The following is a 17,148-nucleotide window of genomic DNA, read 5'->3' on the forward strand; positions in this document are numbered from 1 at the left end:
ATGCAGCATCTCGATCTGCAAGTGGTGCATAAGGCGCTGGAATGGTCGGTGGCCGGGCAGCGAATCTGGCTGTGCACGGTGCTGACCACTTACGGCTCGGCACCGCGCGCGCCGGGTTCGCTGCTCGCGGTGAACGAAAGCGGGCAGTGGATCGGTTCGCTGTCGGGCGGTTGCGTTGAGGAGGATTTTCTTCAGCGCGTTGCCGAAGGTGCGTTTCTCGAAGCAGTCAGCGTCGTGCGTTACGGCGAAGGCGATGATCCGCGCTCGCGGGTCAGTCTGCCTTGCGGTGGCATTCTCGATGTGTTGGTGGAAAAACTTGACGCCGACTGCGCGGTGCAGGCGCATCTGCGTGAACTGGAATCAGCGCTGCTGGGTCAGCGTCGTCTGCTTCGCGAAGTCGATCTGGCCAGCGGTGCTCGCGTTCTGTTGGCTGATCGCGAGCAGGGTGCACGGATCGAGCGTGAGATTGATCGGGTGCGCATCCGTATCGGTGCAGCACAGCGCTTGTTGCTCGCCGGCTACTCCAGTGTGGCGCAGGTCTGTGCCGAGTTCGCGGTAGGACTTGGCTTCGAAGTGATTCTCTGCGATCCGCGCGAGGAGGTGCTGGAAGGTGTGGTGCTCAATGGCGTGGAAATCCGTCGGCAGTTGCCTTCGGTGTTTATTGCCGACGGTGGTTGTCATCGCGATACGGCGGTAGTGGCGTTGACCCACGATCCGCGTATCGATGATCTGGCGATTATGGAGGCGGTGCGCACCAAGGCGTTTTACATCGGTGTGATGGGATCGCTGCAGACGTCGCAAAAACGCTTTGAGCGCTTACGTCGCATTGGTGGTTTGAGCGAGGCGCAGCTGGCGCGGATTCATGCGCCGATCGGCCTCAACCTCGGCAGCAAGACCCCGGCGGAAATTGCGCTGGCGGTGCTGGCGGATATCCTGCGGATTCGCAGCGGGATAGCTCGGGATCAGCTCTGATCCTAAGCCTTGCTGAATCTACTGTGGCGAGGGGATTTATCCCCGTTGGACTGCGCAGCAGTCCCCTCCTGCTCAAGAGGGGGCGCTTCGCACCCCCAACGGGGATAAATCCCCTCGCCACAATGGTGTTTATAGGCCGTACTTATCGCGCAGCCCGTAATACCAGGCGCCCAGCGCGGCAAACGGTGTGCGTAGCAGTTGCCCGCCGGGGAAGGGGTAGTGGGGCAGGTCGGCAAAGGCATCGAAACGCTCGGCCTGACCGCGCAACGCTTCGGCGAGGACTTTGCCGGCCAGGTGCGTGTAGGTGACGCCGTGTCCGCTGCAGCCCTGCGAGTAATAGATGTTGTCGCCCAGGCGCCCGACCTGCGGTAAGCGCGAAAGGGTCAGCAGGAAGTTGCCGGTCCAGGCGTAGTCGATCTTCACGTCCTTGAGTTGCGGGAAAGCCTTGAGCATTTTCGGGCGGATGATCGCTTCGATGTTCGCCGGATCGCGAGCGCCATAGACTACACCGCCGCCGAAGATCAGGCGTTTGTCGGCGGTCAGGCGATAGTAGTCGAGTAGATAGTTGCAATCCTCCACGCAGTAATCCTGCGGCAGCAATGCTTTCGCCAGCTCATCACCCAAGGGCTCGGTGGTGATCACCTGAGTGCCACACGGCATCGATTTGGCCGCCAGTTCCGGCACCAGATTACCTAGGTAGGCGTTGCCGGCAACGATGATGAACCTGGCCCTGACCTTGCCCTGCGGCGTATGCACAACCGGATTGGCCCCGCGCTCGATGCGCACGGCAGGTGATTGCTCATAGATGGTGCCGCCGAGAGACTCGACTGCCGCTGCTTCACCGAGCGCCAGATTCAGCGGATGGATGTGGCCGCCGCTCATATCGAGCATGCCACCGACGTATTGATCGCAACCCACTACTTCACGGATGCGGCGTTGGTCCATCAATTCCAGCTGGGTGTGGCCAAAGCGTTCCCACAGGCGCTTTTGCGATTCCAGGTGGCCCATTTGTTTGGCGGAAAGGGCGGCGAATACACCGCCATCTTTCAGGTCGCACTGGATGTTGTATCTGGCCACGCGCTCGCGAATGATCCGGCCGCCTTCAAAGGCCATTTCGCCGAGCAGTTGCGCCTGCTTGGGGCCGACCGTGCGTTCGATGACATCAATGTCGCGGCTATAGCTGTTGACGATCTGCCCGCCGTTTCGGCCCGAGGCGCCAAAACCGACTTTCGCCGCTTCCAGCACGGTTACGCGAAAACCGTTCTCCAACAGGAACAGGGCGGACGACAGCCCGGTATACCCGGCGCCGATCACACAGACGTCCGTCTCCACATCATCCTGCAGCACAGGGCGTGGTGGTACGGCATTGGCCGACGCAGCGTAATAAGACTCTGGGTATTGGGTGTTCGCCATCCTGCCGCCTCTGTTTAATATATTTTACGAGTGTGCCGATCCTACCCGAGTTGAAAAACCTCCGCCAGCCACCGCAAAATCTTCGTCGCTGAGGCGAAATTAAATATTTTGCATATTCATAGGGTTAGGTGAAAAAAAGGTGTTGACACCCCTCCGGAATTCCGTAGAATGCCGCCTCACAGCAGGCACGTAGCTCAGTTGGTTAGAGCACCACCTTGACATGGTGGGGGTCGTTGGTTCGAGTCCAATCGCGCCTACCAAACAAAATCCGCTCTGCTGGGCGGTCTGGAAGGGCTCACCGAAAGGTGGGCCCTTTTTTGTTGTCTGCGATTTGCGCAACGCTTGTTTCCGGTCATTTCCGCTTCGCTCTGTTCAGCTCTCCATTCATTACTGTTAGCGCAAAGCGATCAAGCGCCATTTTGGTGCGTTCTTCTTACATTTCGTAGTTGAAAACACCTGAATATCCAAAGGCTTACAGCTCTTTTTCTCCAACCGGTTATCGAAAAAGCCTTGTTGCATGTTGGGAATTTAAGTAACATCCGTTCCGCGTTCACCACCACGGTTTATGCATTGTTAAATCCCAAGCTTCCATCAGCTGCTTGGGATTTTTTTTGCCTGCGATTTGGCTTTTGAGCGCCTATCCCTCCATCACCTCCAAGCGAGGCGCGGTTTTTTCGTCTACTACTGACTGGCCGATTTTCAACTCTTTGTAAGGGAGTGCGTCGATGCTGAGTCAGTGGGTCCTTGCCGCTATTCATCTATTCGCGTTTGCCTTGGCTTTCTGGGCGGCGCTGACGCGCGGCACAGCTTTCCGAAAACTCTCGGCGGGTACGGGAGAGCTCAAGCGCGTGCTGCTCGCGGATAACCTCTGGGGGCTTTCAGCTTTTACGCTGCTTATTACCGGAGCGATGCGCGCATTTGGTGGTTACGAGAAAGCCTCCGACTATTACCTGCATCAGCCGCTGTTTCATCTGAAGATGACGCTGTTCTTGCTGATACTACTGATGGAGCTTGCACCGATGATCACGCTGATCAAATGGCGCATCGCATCGTCGCGCGGGGTAGCGCCTGAAGCCGGGCGTGCGAAGTTGTACGCGCGAATCAGTCATGTTGAAGCGCTGCTGCTGATCCTGATGATGGTCGCGGCGACAGGCATGGCGCGTGGCGTGATATTCGCTTAGAAGGCGAAATTCGCCGTGCTCTATCGGAAACGTCCGACAGCCAGCTCCAGGAGTGAAAGGTAATATCGGCGTAAGAAAGGAGGGAGGGGCAAGTGAAAGGAGTCAGCATGCTTCAGGCGCCGTGCCCAGCGGGGTGAAATGCGGATGGCTAAACGGCGCGTGAATCTTTAGCCAGTCTTGCGCGGGGGCAAAGGGACTGGCTACGTAATGCAAAGTGGCTCAGGGCGTTTGCGGCTTGTCCGGAGCGGTCAGGCCGGCCTGGATGCGTTGGTAAATTTCTTCACGGTGCACTGCCACGTTTTTCGGAGCGTTGATGCCGATGCGGACTTGTTGGCCGCTGACTCCGAGGATGGTGATCGTGATGTCATCACCAATGTTTATGCTTTCACCGACTTTGCGGGTGAGTATCAGCATGGTCTTCTCCTTGATTGCTTTGTAGGGCACCTGATTCAGACAGTGCAGAGGTCGGTGGTATCTATAGATTAGTGCGAAGTCTCACGGTTTGGGTGCCTCTTTCTGACGCGCAGATGCGGCATTAATTCCCAGGGCGTAACTATACAGAGGCTGCAATCATCATTCTCGTTGTTTTGTGCCCATTTTGCGGGGCTCGCGAAGTATTTATGAATGATAAGATCGCCGCTTTGTGAATTCCGAGGAAAGCGTTGTGCGCAAATTGGTTTGGCTGGTAGCGGCACTGGCATTGGCAGGCTGCGGTGAAGGCAAGAGTGTAGATGCGCCCAAGCCTGAGACAAAGGTCGCGGCAGCGCCGGCGGCCGCCGCGCCACAGTGGGATCTGGAAGTGCGTGGCGAGACTCCTCAGGCCGTCAGTGATCTGAGCGGCTGGTTGATCGAGCACGCTTTCGTTCCGACGGTCGTCAAGGACGGCAGCGGTAAAACACGAATTCTGATCGGTCCGTTCAATTCCCAGGCTGACGCCGAGGCGCGAAAGGTGCAGGTCGATGCAGCGCTGGTAAAAGCCAAGAAACAAAATATCGAATCCGTGGTGATCGAGCATCCGCTAACGCCATAAGCGAAGCGCCTTCAAAACACGCTGAACAGACATTAAAAAGGCCTCGAGCATAACGCTCGAGGCCTTTTTATTTCCGCTGCAATCAGCCGCAGGCTTTCAGATTTACCGAGCCGACAAACTCGTTGCCGCGCCCCATCACGCACGCCACGCTCTGGTTGCGTTGACGTTCCCAGTCCTGCACTGGATAGGTCTTGTCCCACGCTTCGTACAACTGCCGATCCTGCTTCGACAGGCGCAGTCCGTATTGTTTGCTCATATAAAAATACGTGCGGGCGATCATGCCGCGAATCGAAGGGCGGGGCATGACCTTCTTGGCCTTGAAGTCGACCTGGGTCAGGCAGGAACCGTACTGGCCCGATTGTACCGGCAACCAACCGTAGCTGAAGTTGCTGCGGTCACCGTTGACCTCGCCAATGCTCGGCACCAGGTTATGCAAATCTGCTTCGGCCTTTTGATAAACCGGATCGTAACGCGTGCAATTTTTGCGTCCGCCTTGCTGCCAGCACTGCCGCTGATGCCCGATCTGCCACGCTGGCACGATGTGCTCCCACTCGATCCTCGATGCACGCTTGGCGTTCTTGCGCGGCACATAGCCGCAAGCCTTGAGATCGACGCGGTTGCCGGTGTACTTGCAGCCGCAGTAAAACTCCGTGGACTGCGGCGCATAAAGTTTCCATGCAGCTTTCTTGGCTTCGGAAAATGTACGTGGGGCGCCAGCCTGGGCGCCCACGGCGAAAAACAACAACAGCAAAGCAACACAGCGGACACTCATTGAATCAATCTTCCTTCGGCACAACCCAAAAAATCTGCGCGCCACCGTCATCGCGATAGGCGAGGGTGACGTTGTCGTTCTCGTCGATTTCCTCGAGCAAGCGCTCCCAGTCGTCCATCGGCTCATCCGGCAGACGGAAAATCAGTGCGGCTTTGGCTTTTTGTGCGGTGGGGGAATTGATGATTTTCTGAACGCGCATACCCATGCGTTCATAAGCGTCAGGAGCAGCAGGAGAGGTGGCCACGAGGTTATCCTTATTAAGCTGTACGTGCATACAGTATTTAACTGTAAGCGATTTCGCAACTGCTTAAAATTCAAGAAAATCCTCTGACAGCGGGTTTCCGATTTTGGTGTAGGACTTGTCGAGATTTTTGTGGGAAAAGTATTGGAAGGGCGTAAGCGGGGCACCACCTGCCAAGCTGACAGGTGATGCGCAATTGCCCGATCGAGAAGTGATCAGGCGATGTTCAATCAGTATTCCCAGAACATCCGTTGCAGCTCTTTGCTGTCGTTGGTCTTGGTCAGTGCAACCATCGCCAGGATGCGGGCTTTCTGCGGGTTCAGGTCGTGAGCGACAACCCAGTCGTATTTGTCGTCGGGCTGTTCGGCGTTACGCAGGACAAAGCCGCCGGCGTTGACGTGGGACGAGCGAATGATCTGCACGCCATCCTTGCGCAGGGCTTGCAGGGATGGAACCACGCGAGAGGATACCGAACCGTTGCCAGTGCCGGCGTGGATGATGGCTTTGGCGCCGGCTTGCGCCAGTGCCTTGTAGGCGGTATCGCTGACGTTGCCGTAGGAGTAGGCAATTTCTACGTCAGGCAGGCTCTTGATGTCCTTGATGTCGAATTCCGAATCCATGGTGTGACGCTTGGCCGGCAGGCGGAACCAGTAGGATTTGCCTTCGACCACCATGCCCAGCGGACCCCAGGCGCTTTTGAATGCTTCGGTCTTGATGTTGATCATTTTGCTGACGTCGCGACCGGACTGGATCTCGTCGTTCATGGTCACCAGCACACCTTTGCCGCGTGCTTCTTTGCTGCTCGCCACGGCGACGGCGTTGTACAGGTTGAGCATGCCGTCTGCCGACATGGCAGTGCCCGGACGCATCGAACCTACGACGATGATCGGCTTGTCGGTCTTCTCGACAAGGTTCAGGAAGTAAGCGGTTTCTTCGAGGGTGTCGGTGCCGTGGGTGATAACGATGCCGTCCACGTCCTTGCTGTCAGCCAGTTCGGAAACGCGACGACCCAATTGCAGCAGGTTGTCGTTGGTGATGCTTTCCGAAGCGATCTGCATGACTTGTTCGCCACGCACGTTAGCCAGTTTGCTCAACTCGGGAATGCCGGCAATCAGTTGTTCGATGCCGACTTTTGCTGCCTGATAAGTGGCGCTGTTGGCCGCACTGGCGCCGGCGCCAGCGATGGTGCCGCCTGTGGCAAGGACGACGACGTTGGCCAGTTTCGTCTGGGTTTCGGCTTCTTTTGCCTGAAGGGCAGCAGGCAGGAGCAGGAGGAGGGCCAATGCGCCCGGAATCAAAGTATTGAAAGCAGATTTCATTATTTTTCTCTCTAGTCGTGAGACGGTGCTGATGCAGGTTCATCTAGATGCGCCCCAAGCCGATCTGAATGCTCGAGGTGCAAGGACGGGAGCAGGATTCATACCATGCGTAATGTGCTGGCGGAAAATGTTTAACCCAATGATTTAAATCAATATTTGTCGAGGGCTAGAGCATCGTTGAGGATCCATCCATCCGGGATTCCGAACGACAGACGGATTCGTGTTCGGCTCGCCGATAGGCAATCTCTGAAAAGCCAGGCGGGTGACAAATCCCCGCTAAAGAAATGTGCTCTCAGGCCGATGCGTCCTCAAGGAAACCAAATCTTAGGAGTTCACATGTCACTGACGGTCGGTTTTGCCAATCCCGCTGCAGTCACCATTGGCGGTAAAACTGCAGCGACGATCAACAGCCTGAACGATGCGACCAATGAGACTTCGGCGCAGGCGCTGGGTACCGAAAAGACTGAGAAGAATCAGGTCAGAACCGGTGGCGGGCCTGTGCAGGAAAACAGTGAAACCGAGGCTGACAGCAATCTCAGCATCACCGTCAAGACGTTGCTCAAGCGGATGAAGGAACTGCAGAAGCAACTTCAGGAGCAGCAACAGCAACTGGCTGCGGCTCAGGCCGCAAGCTATCCGACTCCCGAAGCGAAATCCCAGGCAGTGATGTCGATTCAGGGCCAGATCGCGCAAACCAGCGCCGCACTGGCAGAGGTGGCGGGTGCGTTGGTCAAGGAGATGTCGAAAAGCGCTACAAGCGGTGGCCTGGTCAACACGACCGCCTGAAGCGTCTGATGGCCGACTCAGCGATTCGGCCTACAACAAAAGACGATTTCTGATTGTTGACAAATGTCAGCGGGATTCTCATAGTTCGGTCTACGCAAACGTTTGCGCGGCTTTGAAGGGCATCTGCTTCCGGAGCCGTGACGTAGCTTACGTCAGCGCAAACGTTGCTCACAATAATCATAAGATCGGAGTGAACCCATGAAGCTGCCATTCGCCGCACGTCTTCTTGCTGTCGCTATGCTGGCTGCCACAGCCGCCGCACTACCTGTCTCCTCGGCGTTCGCCGAATCCGCAGAAAAGCCCAAAGTCGCGCTGGTCATGAAATCTTTGGCCAATGAATTCTTCCTGACCATGGAAGACGGCGCCAAGGCGTACCAGAAAGAACACTCCGCCGATTTCGATCTGATCTCCAACGGTATCAAGGACGAAACCGACACTGCCGGCCAGACTCGCATCGTCGAACAGATGATCCTGGCCAAGGTGAATGCACTGGTGATCGCGCCTTCTGACTCCAAGGCCATGGTGCCTGTGATCAAGAAGGCCGTAGACGCCGGTATCACGGTGATCAACATCGACAACCAGCTTGATCCCGCCGTGGTCAAAAGCAAGAACATCAACGTGCCGTTCGTAGGTCCGGACAACCGCAAGGGTGCACGTCTGGTTGGCGAATATCTGGCCAAGCAACTGAAGGCGGGCGACGAGGTCGGCATCATCGAAGGCGTGTCCACCACCACCAACGCGCAGGCGCGCACGGCCGGTTTCAAGGACGCGATGGAAGCCGCGCAGATCAAAGTGGTCTCGCTGCAGTCCGGTGACTGGGAAATCGACAAGGGCAACAAGGTTGCGGCTTCGATCCTCAGTGAATACCCGGATGTCAAAGCACTGCTGGCCGGTAACGACAGCATGGCGGTCGGCGCCGTTTCCGCAGTCCGTGCCGCTGGCAAGGCAGGGCAGGTAAAAGTCGTGGGTTACGACAACATCAATGCGATCAAGCCAATGCTCAAGGACGGTCGTGTGCTGGCGACGGCTGACCAGTTTGCAGCCAAGCAGGCCGTGTTCGGCATCGAAACCGCACTGAAGATCATCAAGGGCGAGAAAGTCGACAGCGGTGCCAACGGCGTGATCGAAACACCGGTCGAGCTGGTCACCCAGTAAGTCATCTGGCGACACAACGGCGCTCGTCCGTCCGGGCGAGCGCATGGAGATTTCTATGTCAGTTTCCGCCCCGAACGCTGTCCTCTCGGTCAGCGGTATCGGCAAGACCTATGCGCAACCGGTGCTCACCGGCATCGATCTGACGCTGATGCGCGGTGAAGTACTGGCGCTGACTGGCGAAAATGGTGCCGGCAAAAGTACCCTGTCGAAGATCATTGGCGGTCTGGTCACACCCACTACCGGCCAGATGCAATTCCACGGCAAGGATTATCGTCCGGCCAGCCGTACCCAGGCCGAAGAGCTTGGCGTGCGCATGGTCATGCAAGAACTCAATCTGTTGCCGACGCTGTCGGTGGCGGAAAACCTCTTTCTGGATAATCTGCCGAGCAGCGCTGGCTGGATCAGCCGCAAGCAGTTGCGCAAGGCCGCGATCGAAGCCATGGCGCAAGTCGGCCTCGATGCGATCGATCCGGACACGCTGGTTGGCGAACTCGGTATCGGCCATCAGCAGATGGTTGAAATCGCGCGCAACCTGATCGGCGACTGCCATGTGCTGATCCTTGACGAGCCGACCGCGATGCTCACGGCGCGCGAAGTCGAAATGCTCTTCGAGCAGATCAGCCGATTGCAGGCCCGCGGCGTTTCCATCATCTATATCTCTCACCGTCTCGAAGAACTGGCGCGGGTGGCGCAGCGTATTGCCGTGCTGCGTGACGGCAACCTGGTCTGCGTCGAGCCGATGGCCAACTACAACAGCGAGCAACTGGTCACCTTGATGGTTGGTCGCGAACTGGGCGAACACATCGACATGGGGCCGCGCAAGATCGGCGCTCCGGCGTTGACGGTCAAAGGCCTGACCCGTTCTGACAAAGTCCGCGACGTCTCTTTCGAGGTGCGTGCCGGGGAGATCTTCGGCATTTCCGGATTGATCGGAGCTGGGCGCACGGAACTGCTGCGGCTGATATTCGGTGCCGATGCTGCCGACAGCGGCACCATCGCGCTCGGCTCCCCGGCCAAGGTCGTGAGTGTTCGCTCGCCAGTCGATGCCGTACGCAATGGCATCGCGTTGATCACCGAGGATCGCAAGGGCGAAGGGCTGCTGCTCAGTCAGTCGATCAGCGCCAACATCGCCTTGGGCAACATGCCGGAAATCTCCAGTGGTGGTTTCGTCAACAACGGCGACGAAATTTCCCTGGCGCAGCGTCAGATCGAGGCCATGCGCATCCGCAGCTCGAGCCCTACGCAGTTGGTTTCGGAGCTGTCCGGCGGCAATCAGCAGAAGGTCGTGATCGGTCGCTGGCTGGAGCGCGACTGTTCGGTGCTGCTGTTCGACGAGCCGACTCGTGGAATCGATGTCGGTGCCAAGTTCGACATTTACGGTTTGCTCGGCGAGTTGACCCGTCAGGGCAAGGCGTTGGTGGTGGTGTCCAGTGACTTGCGCGAGTTGATGCTGATCTGCGACCGAATCGGCGTGCTTTCGGCGGGGCGTCTGATCGACACCTTCGAGCGCGACAGCTGGACCCAGGATGATTTGCTTGCCGCCGCATTCGCCGGCTACCAAAAACGTGATGCGTTGCTCAATGAGGCAGCGCCTAGGGATCTCCCATGAAAACTGCATCTTCTGCCAGTAAACGTAGTGGCAATTTCTTCGGCCTGGGCACATATCTGGGCCTGGCCGGTGCCTTGCTGGCGATGATTGCGCTGTTCTCGGTTCTGAGCAGCCATTTCCTTTCGTACAACACTTTCAGTACCCTGGCCAACCAGATTCCCGACCTGATGGTGCTGGCCGTGGGCATGACCTTTGTGCTGATCATCGGCGGCATCGATTTGTCCGTCGGCTCGGTGCTGGCGTTGGCCGCATCGACGGTCAGCGTTGCGATTCTCGGCTGGGGCTGGAGCGTTTTGCCAGCGGCGCTGCTCGGCATGGCGGTGGCGGCGCTGGCCGGGACCATCACTGGCTCGATCACCGTGGCCTGGCGGATTCCGTCGTTCATCGTCTCCCTCGGCGTGCTGGAAATGGCCCGCGGTGTGGCGTATCAGATGACCGGGTCGCGGACTGCGTACATCGGCGATGCGTTCGCCTGGCTGTCGAATCCGATCGCGTTCGGTATTTCACCCTCGTTCATCATCGCTTTGCTGGTGATCTTCATCGCGCAGGCAGTTTTGACCCGCACGGTTTTCGGCCGCTACCTGATCGGCATCGGCACCAACGAAGAAGCCGTGCGGCTGGCCGGGATCAATCCCAAGCCCTACAAGATTCTGGTGTTCAGCCTGATGGGGCTGCTGGCGGGCATCGCTGCGCTGTTTCAGATTTCGCGTCTGGAAGCGGCTGACCCGAACGCAGGTTCGGGTCTGGAACTGCAAGTGATCGCGGCGGTGGTTATCGGTGGTACCAGCCTGATGGGTGGACGCGGGTCGGTGATCAGCACTTTCTTTGGTGTGTTGATCATTTCCGTGCTCGCGGCCGGACTCGCGCAGATTGGTGCGACGGAGCCGACCAAGCGCATCATCACCGGCGCGGTAATCGTTATCGCTGTGGTGCTCGACACCTATCGCAGTCAACGCGCCAGTCGCCGGGGCTGAACCATGGCAACGATCAAGGATGTAGCGGCGCTCGCGGGTATTTCCTACACGACCGTGTCGCACGTGGTGAACAACACCCGCCCGGTGAGTCAAGAAGTGCGGCGCAAAGTCGAGGCGGCGATCAAGAGCCTCGACTACGTTCCCAGTGCCGTGGCGCGCTCGCTGAAAGCCAAAACCACGGCGACCATCGGCCTGCTGGTGCCTAACAGCCTCAACCCGTACTTCGCTGAATTGGCGCGCGGAATCGAGGATTACTGCGAGCGCAACGGTTACTGCGTGATCCTCTGTAACTCCGACGACAATCCGGACAAGCAGCGCAGTTATCTGCGCGTGTTGCTGGAAAAACGCATCGACGGTTTGATCGTCGCCTCCGCCGGCGGTGACAGTGGTCTGGCGCAAGGGCTGGCAGGCGTGAAGACGCCGATGGTCATCGTTGACCGGGGCCTGGAAGGTGTAAATGCCGATCTGGTGCGCATCGACCACGAATACGGCGCTTATCTGGCAACCCGTCACCTGCTCGAGTTGGGGCATCGCGACATCGCCACCATTGGCGGTCCGGCCAGTACCAGCGTGGCGCAAATGCGTCAGGCCGGTTATTGCCGAGCGCTGCGAGAAGCGGGAATCGAAGTGCGCGAGGAGCGTATGCTCGAAAGCGACTTCACCAGCACCGGCGGTTACAACGCCGCAGCCCGGCTGCTCGAAAGCAATCCCCCGAGCGCGATTTTTGCCGGCAACGACATGATTGGCATCGGTGTGCTGCGTGCGGCGGCTGAACGTAATGTCCGGGTGCCGGCCGAGCTGTCGGTAATCGGCTTCGATGACATTCAGATGAGCCGTTATGTCTATCCGGCGCTGACCACGGTCGGCCAGTCGATCCTGCAACTGGGCGAGATGGCCGCCGAAGTGCTGTTGCGCAGAATTGCTGCGCCGGATTCGGGCACCGATCAACGCATCGTGACCCCGAGCATTGTCCTGCGCGAATCGACCGCGCCGCTGTCCGGCGTGTTCACCGAATATCGCTGAAACCGAATTGATGAGTAGTGATGTATGCCAGCAAATGTAGTGGTAATAGGCAGCCTGAACATGGACCTGGTCACCCGGGCGCCACGGCTGCCACGCGGCGGTGAAACGCTGATCGGTCATTCCTTTGCCACGGTGTCTGGCGGCAAGGGCGCCAATCAGGCGGTTGCTGCTGCGCGCTTGGGCGCTAAGGTGGCAATGATCGGTTGCGTCGGAAATGACGACTACGGTGTGCGATTGCGCGATGCCTTGCTCGCCGAGCACATCGACTGCGAGGCTGTCAGTGTCGTAGAGGATTCCAGTGGCGTAGCGCTGATTGTGGTGGATGACGACAGCCAGAACGCCATCGTGATTGTCGCCGGTGCCAACGGCGCGATGACGCCGGCAGTGATCGACCGCTTTGATGCGGTTTTACAGGCCGCCGATGTTGTGATCTGTCAGCTCGAGATTCCCGACGCGACGGTCGGGCATGCGCTCAAGCGCGCGCGTGAACTGGGCAAAACCGTCATCCTCAACCCGGCGCCGGCCAGCCGTCCTTTGCCGGCTGACTGGTTTGCCGCCATCGACTATCTGATTCCCAACGAAAGCGAAGCCGCCGCATTGAGCGGGCTCGCTGTCGACTCGCTGCAGTCGGCAGAAACGGCTGCCACTCAGTTGATTGCCATGGGCGCGGGCAAAGTCATCGTCACGTTAGGCGCGCAAGGCTCATTGTTCGCCAACGGCAACGGCTTCGAACATTTCCCCGCGCCGACCGTGAAGGCGGTCGATACCACGGCGGCGGGCGACACTTTCGTCGGCGGTTTTGCCGCAGCGCTGGCCGATGGCAAGTCTGAGGCCGAGGCGATTCGCTACGGTCAGATCGCCGCTGCACTGTCGGTTACCCGCGCCGGTGCGCAACCGTCGATTCCAACCATGTCCGAAGTACAGGCGTTCAAACCCGCATGAAAAAGACTCCTCTGCTTAACGTCGCGCTGTCGCGATTGATCGCTTCTCTTGGCCACGGTGACATGGTCGTGATTGGCGATGCCGGTTTGCCCGTGCCACCGGGTGTCGAGTTGATTGATCTGGCGCTGACCCATGGCATCCCTGATTTCGTCAGCACGCTGAAAGTTGTACTCAGCGAGATGCAGGTAGAAAGCCATGTGCTGGCCAAAGAGATCTTCGACAAACAACCCACGGCACTGGCCGATCTGGACGCGTTGAACGAAGAGGGCGCGCTGGGCCGTAGGGATCTGCTCACCCACGAGCAGTTCAAGGTGCTTAGCCGACAAGCCAGGGCGATCATTCGTACAGGAGAATGTCAGCCGTACTGCAACATCGTTCTGGTCGCCGGGGTTACATTCTGATTTCCGATATCACCTGCACAAGGAATGCGCTATGCAACGCTATGCTGAAAAACTCCATCAACTGCTTCGGGGTCTGCTGCTTTTGTCTGTGATAACTGCGACCGGCGTTCAGGCCGCTGAAAAAATCGATTTGATCATCGACACCGATCCAGGCGCTGACGACGTTGTCGCTTTGCTCTTCGCGCTGGCGTCGCCGGATGAATTGAATATCCGCGCGTTAACGACTGTCGCCGGCAACGTGCGCCTGGACAAGACTTCGCGTAACGCACGCCTGGCTCGCGAATGGGCAGGGCGCGAAGACGTGCCGGTTTACGCTGGCGCACCGAAGCCGCTGATGCGCACGCCGATCTACGCCGAGAACATTCATGGCAAGGAAGGCTTGTCAGGCGTCACGGTTCACGAACCGAAGAAAGGCCTGGCGAAAGGCAATGCCGTCAATTACCTGATCGACACTCTCAAATCCGCCAAACCGCACAGCATCACCATTGCCATGCTCGGTCCGCAGACCAACCTGGCTCTGGCATTGATCCAGGAGCCGGAAATCGTTCAGGGCATCAAGGAAGTGGTGATCATGGGCGGGGCGCATTTCAACGGTGGCAACATCACCCCTGTGGCTGAATTCAACCTGTTCGCCGATCCGCAGGCTGCCGAGGTGGTGCTCAAGAGCGGGGTGAAACTCACTTATCTGCCGCTGGACGTGACCCACAAGGTCCTGACCAGCGATGCACGCCTGAAGCAGATCGCCGCGCTGAACAACAATGCGAGCAAGATCGTCGGCGACATTCTCAACGAGTACATCAAGGGCGACATGGAGCACTACGGCATTCCCGGCGGTCCGGTGCATGACGCGACGGTTGTGGCGTATCTGCTCAAGCCTGAGCTGTTCACCGGTCGGGCGGTCAACGTCGTAGTGGATAGCCGAGAAGGACCGACATTCGGCCAGACCATTGTTGACTGGTACGACGGCCTGAAAGCACCGAAGAATGCATTCTGGGTCGAAAATGGCGACGCCCAGGGATTCTTTGATCTGCTGACCGAGCGCCTGAAACGCCTGAAATAAGTCGTCAACCCGCAGGCGGTTGCCTGCGGGTTTTCACTGCGGCTGTTCGGCCTGACCGATCGGATAGCGTTCGAATACCTGATTGATAAAATGCTGCGCCGCTTCTATCCCCAGCTCCTTGACCAGTAAATCAATGCCGATCAGCGCCAATTCTTCCGTCGTGCCGGGGCTGTAAGAGCTGTGTCCTTCGGCCCATTTGGCGTTGATGGCGGCGTCGATGCTTACACTGGTCATGGGAGGCTCGAAAGGTCAGGATGTCTGTTTTCGAGTTAACCATTTTGTGCGGCATTTGGCACTGCGACTTAGGCATGAGCGGAGCGCTATGCGACACTTGGTCTTTTCCGGCTTGCAAAGGACCCCCGCTGTGCAGATTGATCTGAATACCCCTGACGGCCTCACACTCGAAGCAGTGCGCCAATTGCTTGCCTCGGGCAGTGACGACGTGCACAACCAATTGCGCGTGACCAAAGATGGCATTGCCTATCTGTCTACGGTGACCGGTGGGCAGGATATCGAGGGTCTGCTGTTTCGCCTGGAAACCTGGGCGAAGGGGTCGGGCTATGTGGGTAACGTCGCAGCCAGCGATGAAGTCTGGGTGATGCAAATTTTCAACGCACTCAAAGACAACTGGCCGAATCCGCCCTACGACTACATCGACGTTTATTGAGGTCGTTAATATTCAGTCACGAATGTTTGATGAGCCGGACAGGGCGGCTCAGGCACACTCGGCATTTTTCCGCTCGTGGGGCAGGGCATGGCTTGAGCCTTGAAACCAAACGCCGCATTGGCGGTCGCACGATCTCTGCTTAAACATTTGAAAACAAGGAGGCTTCATGCCTTTGAAGTTCGCGACACTGGGTGCACTTATGGCCGCTGCTCTGTTGGCTGGTTGCAGCACAACCTCCAGCGAGTCGGCAAAGGAGCCCGTGGCGGCTGAATCAGGAAATAGCCGCTGCGAAGCATCGGCAGCGCAATTTGCCATCGGCAAGAAGGCATCCCCTGAGTTGCTGGATCAGGCGCGTGCCAAGGCTGGGGCGCAAAATGCGCGCTTCCTCAAGCCGAACGACATGATCACCCTGGAATACCGCTCCGATCGCCTGAACCTGAACACCGACAACAACCTGATAGTCACCCGCGTCAACTGCGGCTGAGTCCTTTTGTCTCAAGCATAAAAAACCCCGTCACCAGGACGGGGTTTTTTTAGTGCGCCGAGAAATTACTCTGGGCGAACCTGTGCAGCTTGCATACCCTTTTGGCCTTTCTCAGCCACGAAAGAGACGGTCTGGCCTTCTTTCAGGCTTTTGAAACCGTCGGATTCGATAGCTTTGAAGTGTACGAACAGGTCGTCACCGCCACCTTGAGGAGTGATGAAGCCGAAGCCTTTTTCATCGTTGAACCATTTAACGGTGCCGGTTTGGCGATTAGACATGGTGTATCTCCAAGAAACATATATTTTCAGTAGTGCTGTGCTGCTCAGGCCAACTGGGCACACCCGGGTATCATAGTCGAAATGTTCGCTTTGGTAGCCCCCCGGACGTGCTGTTTGCCAATCAGTCGTGTTTTCTTTACCACCTGGTTGCGCTGAAAGCCCCGGTTTGAAAGGCTTTCAGCGAAACGTAAAGACGATAAAAAAACCTGTAAAACCTGCATAAATCGTCTGAAAAGCCTCATTTCCAGCACTTTTTTCCGCCTTTCAGCCGATGTTAATGACCGGTTTTCTTATTTTTTCGGGGCGGTATTTGCCTTGCATTTGGTGATCTGGCCAAGGGCTTTCTTTTGCAATTCAGGCGTCGCCTTGTTGTCCATCAGCGCCTGAATGTCGCTGGCCGGATAGGACTTGATGGCGTCAGCTCCGCAAGCGCAGTGGGATTTCGCCGCGGCAGCACCGATTTGCTGGGTTGCAGCCTCAGTGCACTGGGCCATGTACTTCTCGCGCTCGCCTTTCGGCCAGTCGGCATGGGCGCTCAGTGGCAGCAGCAGAACGACGGGTGCGACGAGGGCGAATAAGCTTTTCAGACGCATGCGAGGATGCTCCTTGTGGGTCAATGTCTTGTTATCTGAGGGCGCAAAGGCCGATCAAGTTCAGCACTTTGGCATAAAAACGGACATTTGACCTTCTGCCAAATCAGGACGTAAGCGACCGCTCATCTGTGCTAGCATGCCGGGCTCAAGCGTTCTCAGGCTTCGGATGACCTTCAGTCCCGAAGCGGTCGGCGTGCGAATTTTTCCGATTTGAATCCCAGTCACTCTGGTTCGGTTTTCCGGTTGGC

The 17,148-nt window shown here is 57.7% G+C and carries 21 protein-coding genes and 1 tRNA gene; 14 read left to right on the plus strand and 8 right to left on the minus strand.

Annotation, left to right across the window (positions count from 1 at the left end; all coding sequences use genetic code 11):
• Window positions 1-972 carry an XdhC family protein gene (locus CKW30_RS00515; protein ID WP_095179501.1) on the plus strand — a complete coding sequence of 324 codons (972 nt, stop codon included), beginning with the start codon at window positions 1-3 and terminating at the stop codon, window positions 970-972.
• A 129-nt stretch (window positions 973-1,101) separates the two neighbouring features.
• On the opposite strand, the gene CKW30_RS00520 is transcribed toward CKW30_RS00515, so the two are convergent.
• Window positions 1,102-2,385: an FAD-binding oxidoreductase gene (locus CKW30_RS00520; protein WP_041478544.1), complete on the minus strand. Its 1,284-nt coding sequence runs from the start codon at window positions 2,383-2,385 to the stop codon at window positions 1,102-1,104.
• A gap of 183 nt (window positions 2,386-2,568) precedes the next feature.
• Between CKW30_RS00520 and CKW30_RS00525 the strand changes: the two genes are divergently transcribed.
• Window positions 2,569-2,645, plus strand: a tRNA-Val gene (locus CKW30_RS00525).
• 465 nt (window positions 2,646-3,110) lie between these two features.
• Window positions 3,111-3,566 (plus strand): DUF2214 family protein, encoded by a 456-nt coding sequence (locus CKW30_RS00530; protein WP_095179502.1) that lies wholly within the window; start codon window positions 3,111-3,113, stop codon window positions 3,564-3,566.
• A gap of 219 nt (window positions 3,567-3,785) precedes the next feature.
• Here the strand turns inward: CKW30_RS00530 and csrA are convergent, their stop codons facing one another.
• The gene (gene csrA, locus CKW30_RS00535; protein WP_003179932.1) at window positions 3,786-3,980 is read right to left on the minus strand and encodes a carbon storage regulator CsrA; all 195 of its coding nucleotides are present in this window, start codon (window positions 3,978-3,980) and stop codon (window positions 3,786-3,788) included.
• A gap of 250 nt (window positions 3,981-4,230) precedes the next feature.
• Between csrA and CKW30_RS00540 the strand changes: the two genes are divergently transcribed.
• Complete coding sequence (locus tag CKW30_RS00540; RefSeq protein ID WP_056784413.1) at window positions 4,231-4,596, plus strand: SPOR domain-containing protein; 366 nt, start codon at window positions 4,231-4,233, stop codon at window positions 4,594-4,596.
• Between the two features lie 82 nt (window positions 4,597-4,678).
• Here CKW30_RS00540 and CKW30_RS00545 read toward each other — a convergent pair whose 3' ends face one another.
• From CKW30_RS00545 to CKW30_RS00555, 3 genes are all read right to left on the minus strand, one after another.
• On the minus strand, window positions 4,679-5,368 hold the full coding sequence (locus tag CKW30_RS00545; protein WP_041478547.1) for an endonuclease: 690 nt from the start codon (window positions 5,366-5,368) through the stop codon (window positions 4,679-4,681).
• A 4-nt stretch (window positions 5,369-5,372) separates the two neighbouring features.
• Complete coding sequence (locus tag CKW30_RS00550; RefSeq protein ID WP_095179503.1) at window positions 5,373-5,642, minus strand: DUF1654 domain-containing protein; 270 nt, start codon at window positions 5,640-5,642, stop codon at window positions 5,373-5,375.
• A 197-nt stretch (window positions 5,643-5,839) separates the two neighbouring features.
• On the minus strand, window positions 5,840-6,928 hold the full coding sequence (locus CKW30_RS00555) for an asparaginase (protein WP_095179504.1): 1,089 nt from the start codon (window positions 6,926-6,928) through the stop codon (window positions 5,840-5,842).
• Window positions 6,929-7,264: 336 nt separating this feature from the next.
• Between CKW30_RS00555 and CKW30_RS00560 the strand changes: the two genes are divergently transcribed.
• From CKW30_RS00560 to CKW30_RS00595, 8 genes are all read left to right on the plus strand, one after another.
• Entirely contained in the window at window positions 7,265-7,714 is a 450-nt protein-coding gene (locus CKW30_RS00560) for a hypothetical protein (protein WP_041478549.1), read from the plus strand.
• Window positions 7,715-7,912: 198 nt separating this feature from the next.
• Complete coding sequence (locus CKW30_RS00565; protein WP_024012403.1) at window positions 7,913-8,869, plus strand: sugar ABC transporter substrate-binding protein; 957 nt, start codon at window positions 7,913-7,915, stop codon at window positions 8,867-8,869.
• Window positions 8,870-8,924: 55 nt separating this feature from the next.
• Entirely contained in the window at window positions 8,925-10,478 is a 1,554-nt protein-coding gene (locus CKW30_RS00570; protein ID WP_095179505.1) for a sugar ABC transporter ATP-binding protein, read from the plus strand.
• Window positions 10,475-11,452 (plus strand): ABC transporter permease, encoded by a 978-nt coding sequence (locus CKW30_RS00575; protein WP_016774040.1) that lies wholly within the window; start codon window positions 10,475-10,477, stop codon window positions 11,450-11,452. The genes CKW30_RS00570 and CKW30_RS00575 overlap by 4 nt, the downstream gene beginning before the upstream one ends.
• A 3-nt stretch (window positions 11,453-11,455) precedes the next feature.
• Window positions 11,456-12,475, plus strand: a complete 1,020-nt coding sequence (locus CKW30_RS00580; RefSeq protein WP_076567153.1) for a LacI family DNA-binding transcriptional regulator — start codon at window positions 11,456-11,458, stop codon at window positions 12,473-12,475.
• Window positions 12,476-12,499: 24 nt separating this feature from the next.
• Complete coding sequence (rbsK, locus tag CKW30_RS00585; protein WP_095179506.1) at window positions 12,500-13,417, plus strand: ribokinase; 918 nt, start codon at window positions 12,500-12,502, stop codon at window positions 13,415-13,417.
• Entirely contained in the window at window positions 13,414-13,818 is a 405-nt protein-coding gene (gene rbsD / locus CKW30_RS00590) for a D-ribose pyranase (protein ID WP_041478553.1), read from the plus strand. Before rbsK ends, rbsD begins: the two co-directional genes overlap by 4 nt.
• Window positions 13,819-13,849: 31 nt before the next feature.
• A complete protein-coding gene (locus CKW30_RS00595; protein ID WP_095179507.1) occupies window positions 13,850-14,878 on the plus strand; it encodes a nucleoside hydrolase in 1,029 nt (342 codons plus the stop codon).
• A 33-nt stretch (window positions 14,879-14,911) separates the two neighbouring features.
• Here CKW30_RS00595 and CKW30_RS00600 read toward each other — a convergent pair whose 3' ends face one another.
• Window positions 14,912-15,112: a hypothetical protein gene (locus CKW30_RS00600; protein WP_016774045.1), complete on the minus strand. Its 201-nt coding sequence runs from the start codon at window positions 15,110-15,112 to the stop codon at window positions 14,912-14,914.
• Window positions 15,113-15,242: 130 nt separating this feature from the next.
• Here CKW30_RS00600 and CKW30_RS00605 point away from each other — a divergent pair, with 130 nt between their 5' ends.
• On the plus strand, window positions 15,243-15,545 hold the full coding sequence (locus tag CKW30_RS00605) for a hypothetical protein (protein WP_056784439.1): 303 nt from the start codon (window positions 15,243-15,245) through the stop codon (window positions 15,543-15,545).
• Window positions 15,546-15,711: 166 nt separating this feature from the next.
• Window positions 15,712-16,029 (plus strand): I78 family peptidase inhibitor, encoded by a 318-nt coding sequence (locus CKW30_RS00610; protein ID WP_095179508.1) that lies wholly within the window; start codon window positions 15,712-15,714, stop codon window positions 16,027-16,029.
• A gap of 65 nt (window positions 16,030-16,094) precedes the next feature.
• Here CKW30_RS00610 and CKW30_RS00615 read toward each other — a convergent pair whose 3' ends face one another.
• The gene (locus CKW30_RS00615) at window positions 16,095-16,307 is read right to left on the minus strand and encodes a cold-shock protein (RefSeq protein ID WP_003179963.1); all 213 of its coding nucleotides are present in this window, start codon (window positions 16,305-16,307) and stop codon (window positions 16,095-16,097) included.
• A 290-nt stretch (window positions 16,308-16,597) separates the two neighbouring features.
• Entirely contained in the window at window positions 16,598-16,900 is a 303-nt protein-coding gene (locus tag CKW30_RS00620) for a hypothetical protein (RefSeq protein WP_056784441.1), read from the minus strand.
• Between the last annotated feature and the right edge of the window lie 248 nt (window positions 16,901-17,148).

This window comes from Pseudomonas sp. Irchel 3F6 (assembly GCF_900187595.1).
GTDB classification, from domain to species: domain Bacteria; phylum Pseudomonadota; class Gammaproteobacteria; order Pseudomonadales; family Pseudomonadaceae; genus Aquipseudomonas; species Aquipseudomonas siliginis.

Excerpts from the sequence above, each read along its gene's own strand:
- CKW30_RS00515 (WP_095179501.1), top strand. The coding sequence starts at position 1 with ATGCAGCATCTCGATCTGCAAGTGGTGCATAAGGCGCTGGAATGGTCG.
- CKW30_RS00520 (WP_041478544.1), bottom strand. The coding sequence starts at position 2,385 with ATGGCGAACACCCAATACCCAGAGTCTTATTACGCTGCGTCGGCCAAT.
- CKW30_RS00530 (WP_095179502.1), top strand. The coding sequence starts at position 3,111 with ATGCTGAGTCAGTGGGTCCTTGCCGCTATTCATCTATTCGCGTTTGCC.
- csrA (WP_003179932.1), bottom strand. The coding sequence starts at position 3,980 with ATGCTGATACTCACCCGCAAAGTCGGTGAAAGCATAAACATTGGTGAT.
- CKW30_RS00545 (WP_041478547.1), bottom strand. The coding sequence starts at position 5,368 with ATGAGTGTCCGCTGTGTTGCTTTGCTGTTGTTGTTTTTCGCCGTGGGC.
- CKW30_RS00550 (WP_095179503.1), bottom strand. The coding sequence starts at position 5,642 with ATGCACGTACAGCTTAATAAGGATAACCTCGTGGCCACCTCTCCTGCT.
- CKW30_RS00555 (WP_095179504.1), bottom strand. The coding sequence starts at position 6,928 with ATGAAATCTGCTTTCAATACTTTGATTCCGGGCGCATTGGCCCTCCTC.
- CKW30_RS00560 (WP_041478549.1), top strand. The coding sequence starts at position 7,265 with ATGTCACTGACGGTCGGTTTTGCCAATCCCGCTGCAGTCACCATTGGC.
- CKW30_RS00565 (WP_024012403.1), top strand. The coding sequence starts at position 7,913 with ATGAAGCTGCCATTCGCCGCACGTCTTCTTGCTGTCGCTATGCTGGCT.
- CKW30_RS00570 (WP_095179505.1), top strand. The coding sequence starts at position 8,925 with ATGTCAGTTTCCGCCCCGAACGCTGTCCTCTCGGTCAGCGGTATCGGC.
- CKW30_RS00575 (WP_016774040.1), top strand. The coding sequence starts at position 10,475 with ATGAAAACTGCATCTTCTGCCAGTAAACGTAGTGGCAATTTCTTCGGC.
- CKW30_RS00580 (WP_076567153.1), top strand. The coding sequence starts at position 11,456 with ATGGCAACGATCAAGGATGTAGCGGCGCTCGCGGGTATTTCCTACACG.
- rbsK (WP_095179506.1), top strand. The coding sequence starts at position 12,500 with ATGCCAGCAAATGTAGTGGTAATAGGCAGCCTGAACATGGACCTGGTC.
- rbsD (WP_041478553.1), top strand. The coding sequence starts at position 13,414 with ATGAAAAAGACTCCTCTGCTTAACGTCGCGCTGTCGCGATTGATCGCT.
- CKW30_RS00595 (WP_095179507.1), top strand. The coding sequence starts at position 13,850 with ATGCAACGCTATGCTGAAAAACTCCATCAACTGCTTCGGGGTCTGCTG.
- CKW30_RS00600 (WP_016774045.1), bottom strand. The coding sequence starts at position 15,112 with ATGACCAGTGTAAGCATCGACGCCGCCATCAACGCCAAATGGGCCGAA.
- CKW30_RS00610 (WP_095179508.1), top strand. The coding sequence starts at position 15,712 with ATGCCTTTGAAGTTCGCGACACTGGGTGCACTTATGGCCGCTGCTCTG.
- CKW30_RS00615 (WP_003179963.1), bottom strand. The coding sequence starts at position 16,307 with ATGTCTAATCGCCAAACCGGCACCGTTAAATGGTTCAACGATGAAAAA.
- CKW30_RS00620 (WP_056784441.1), bottom strand. The coding sequence starts at position 16,900 with ATGCGTCTGAAAAGCTTATTCGCCCTCGTCGCACCCGTCGTTCTGCTG.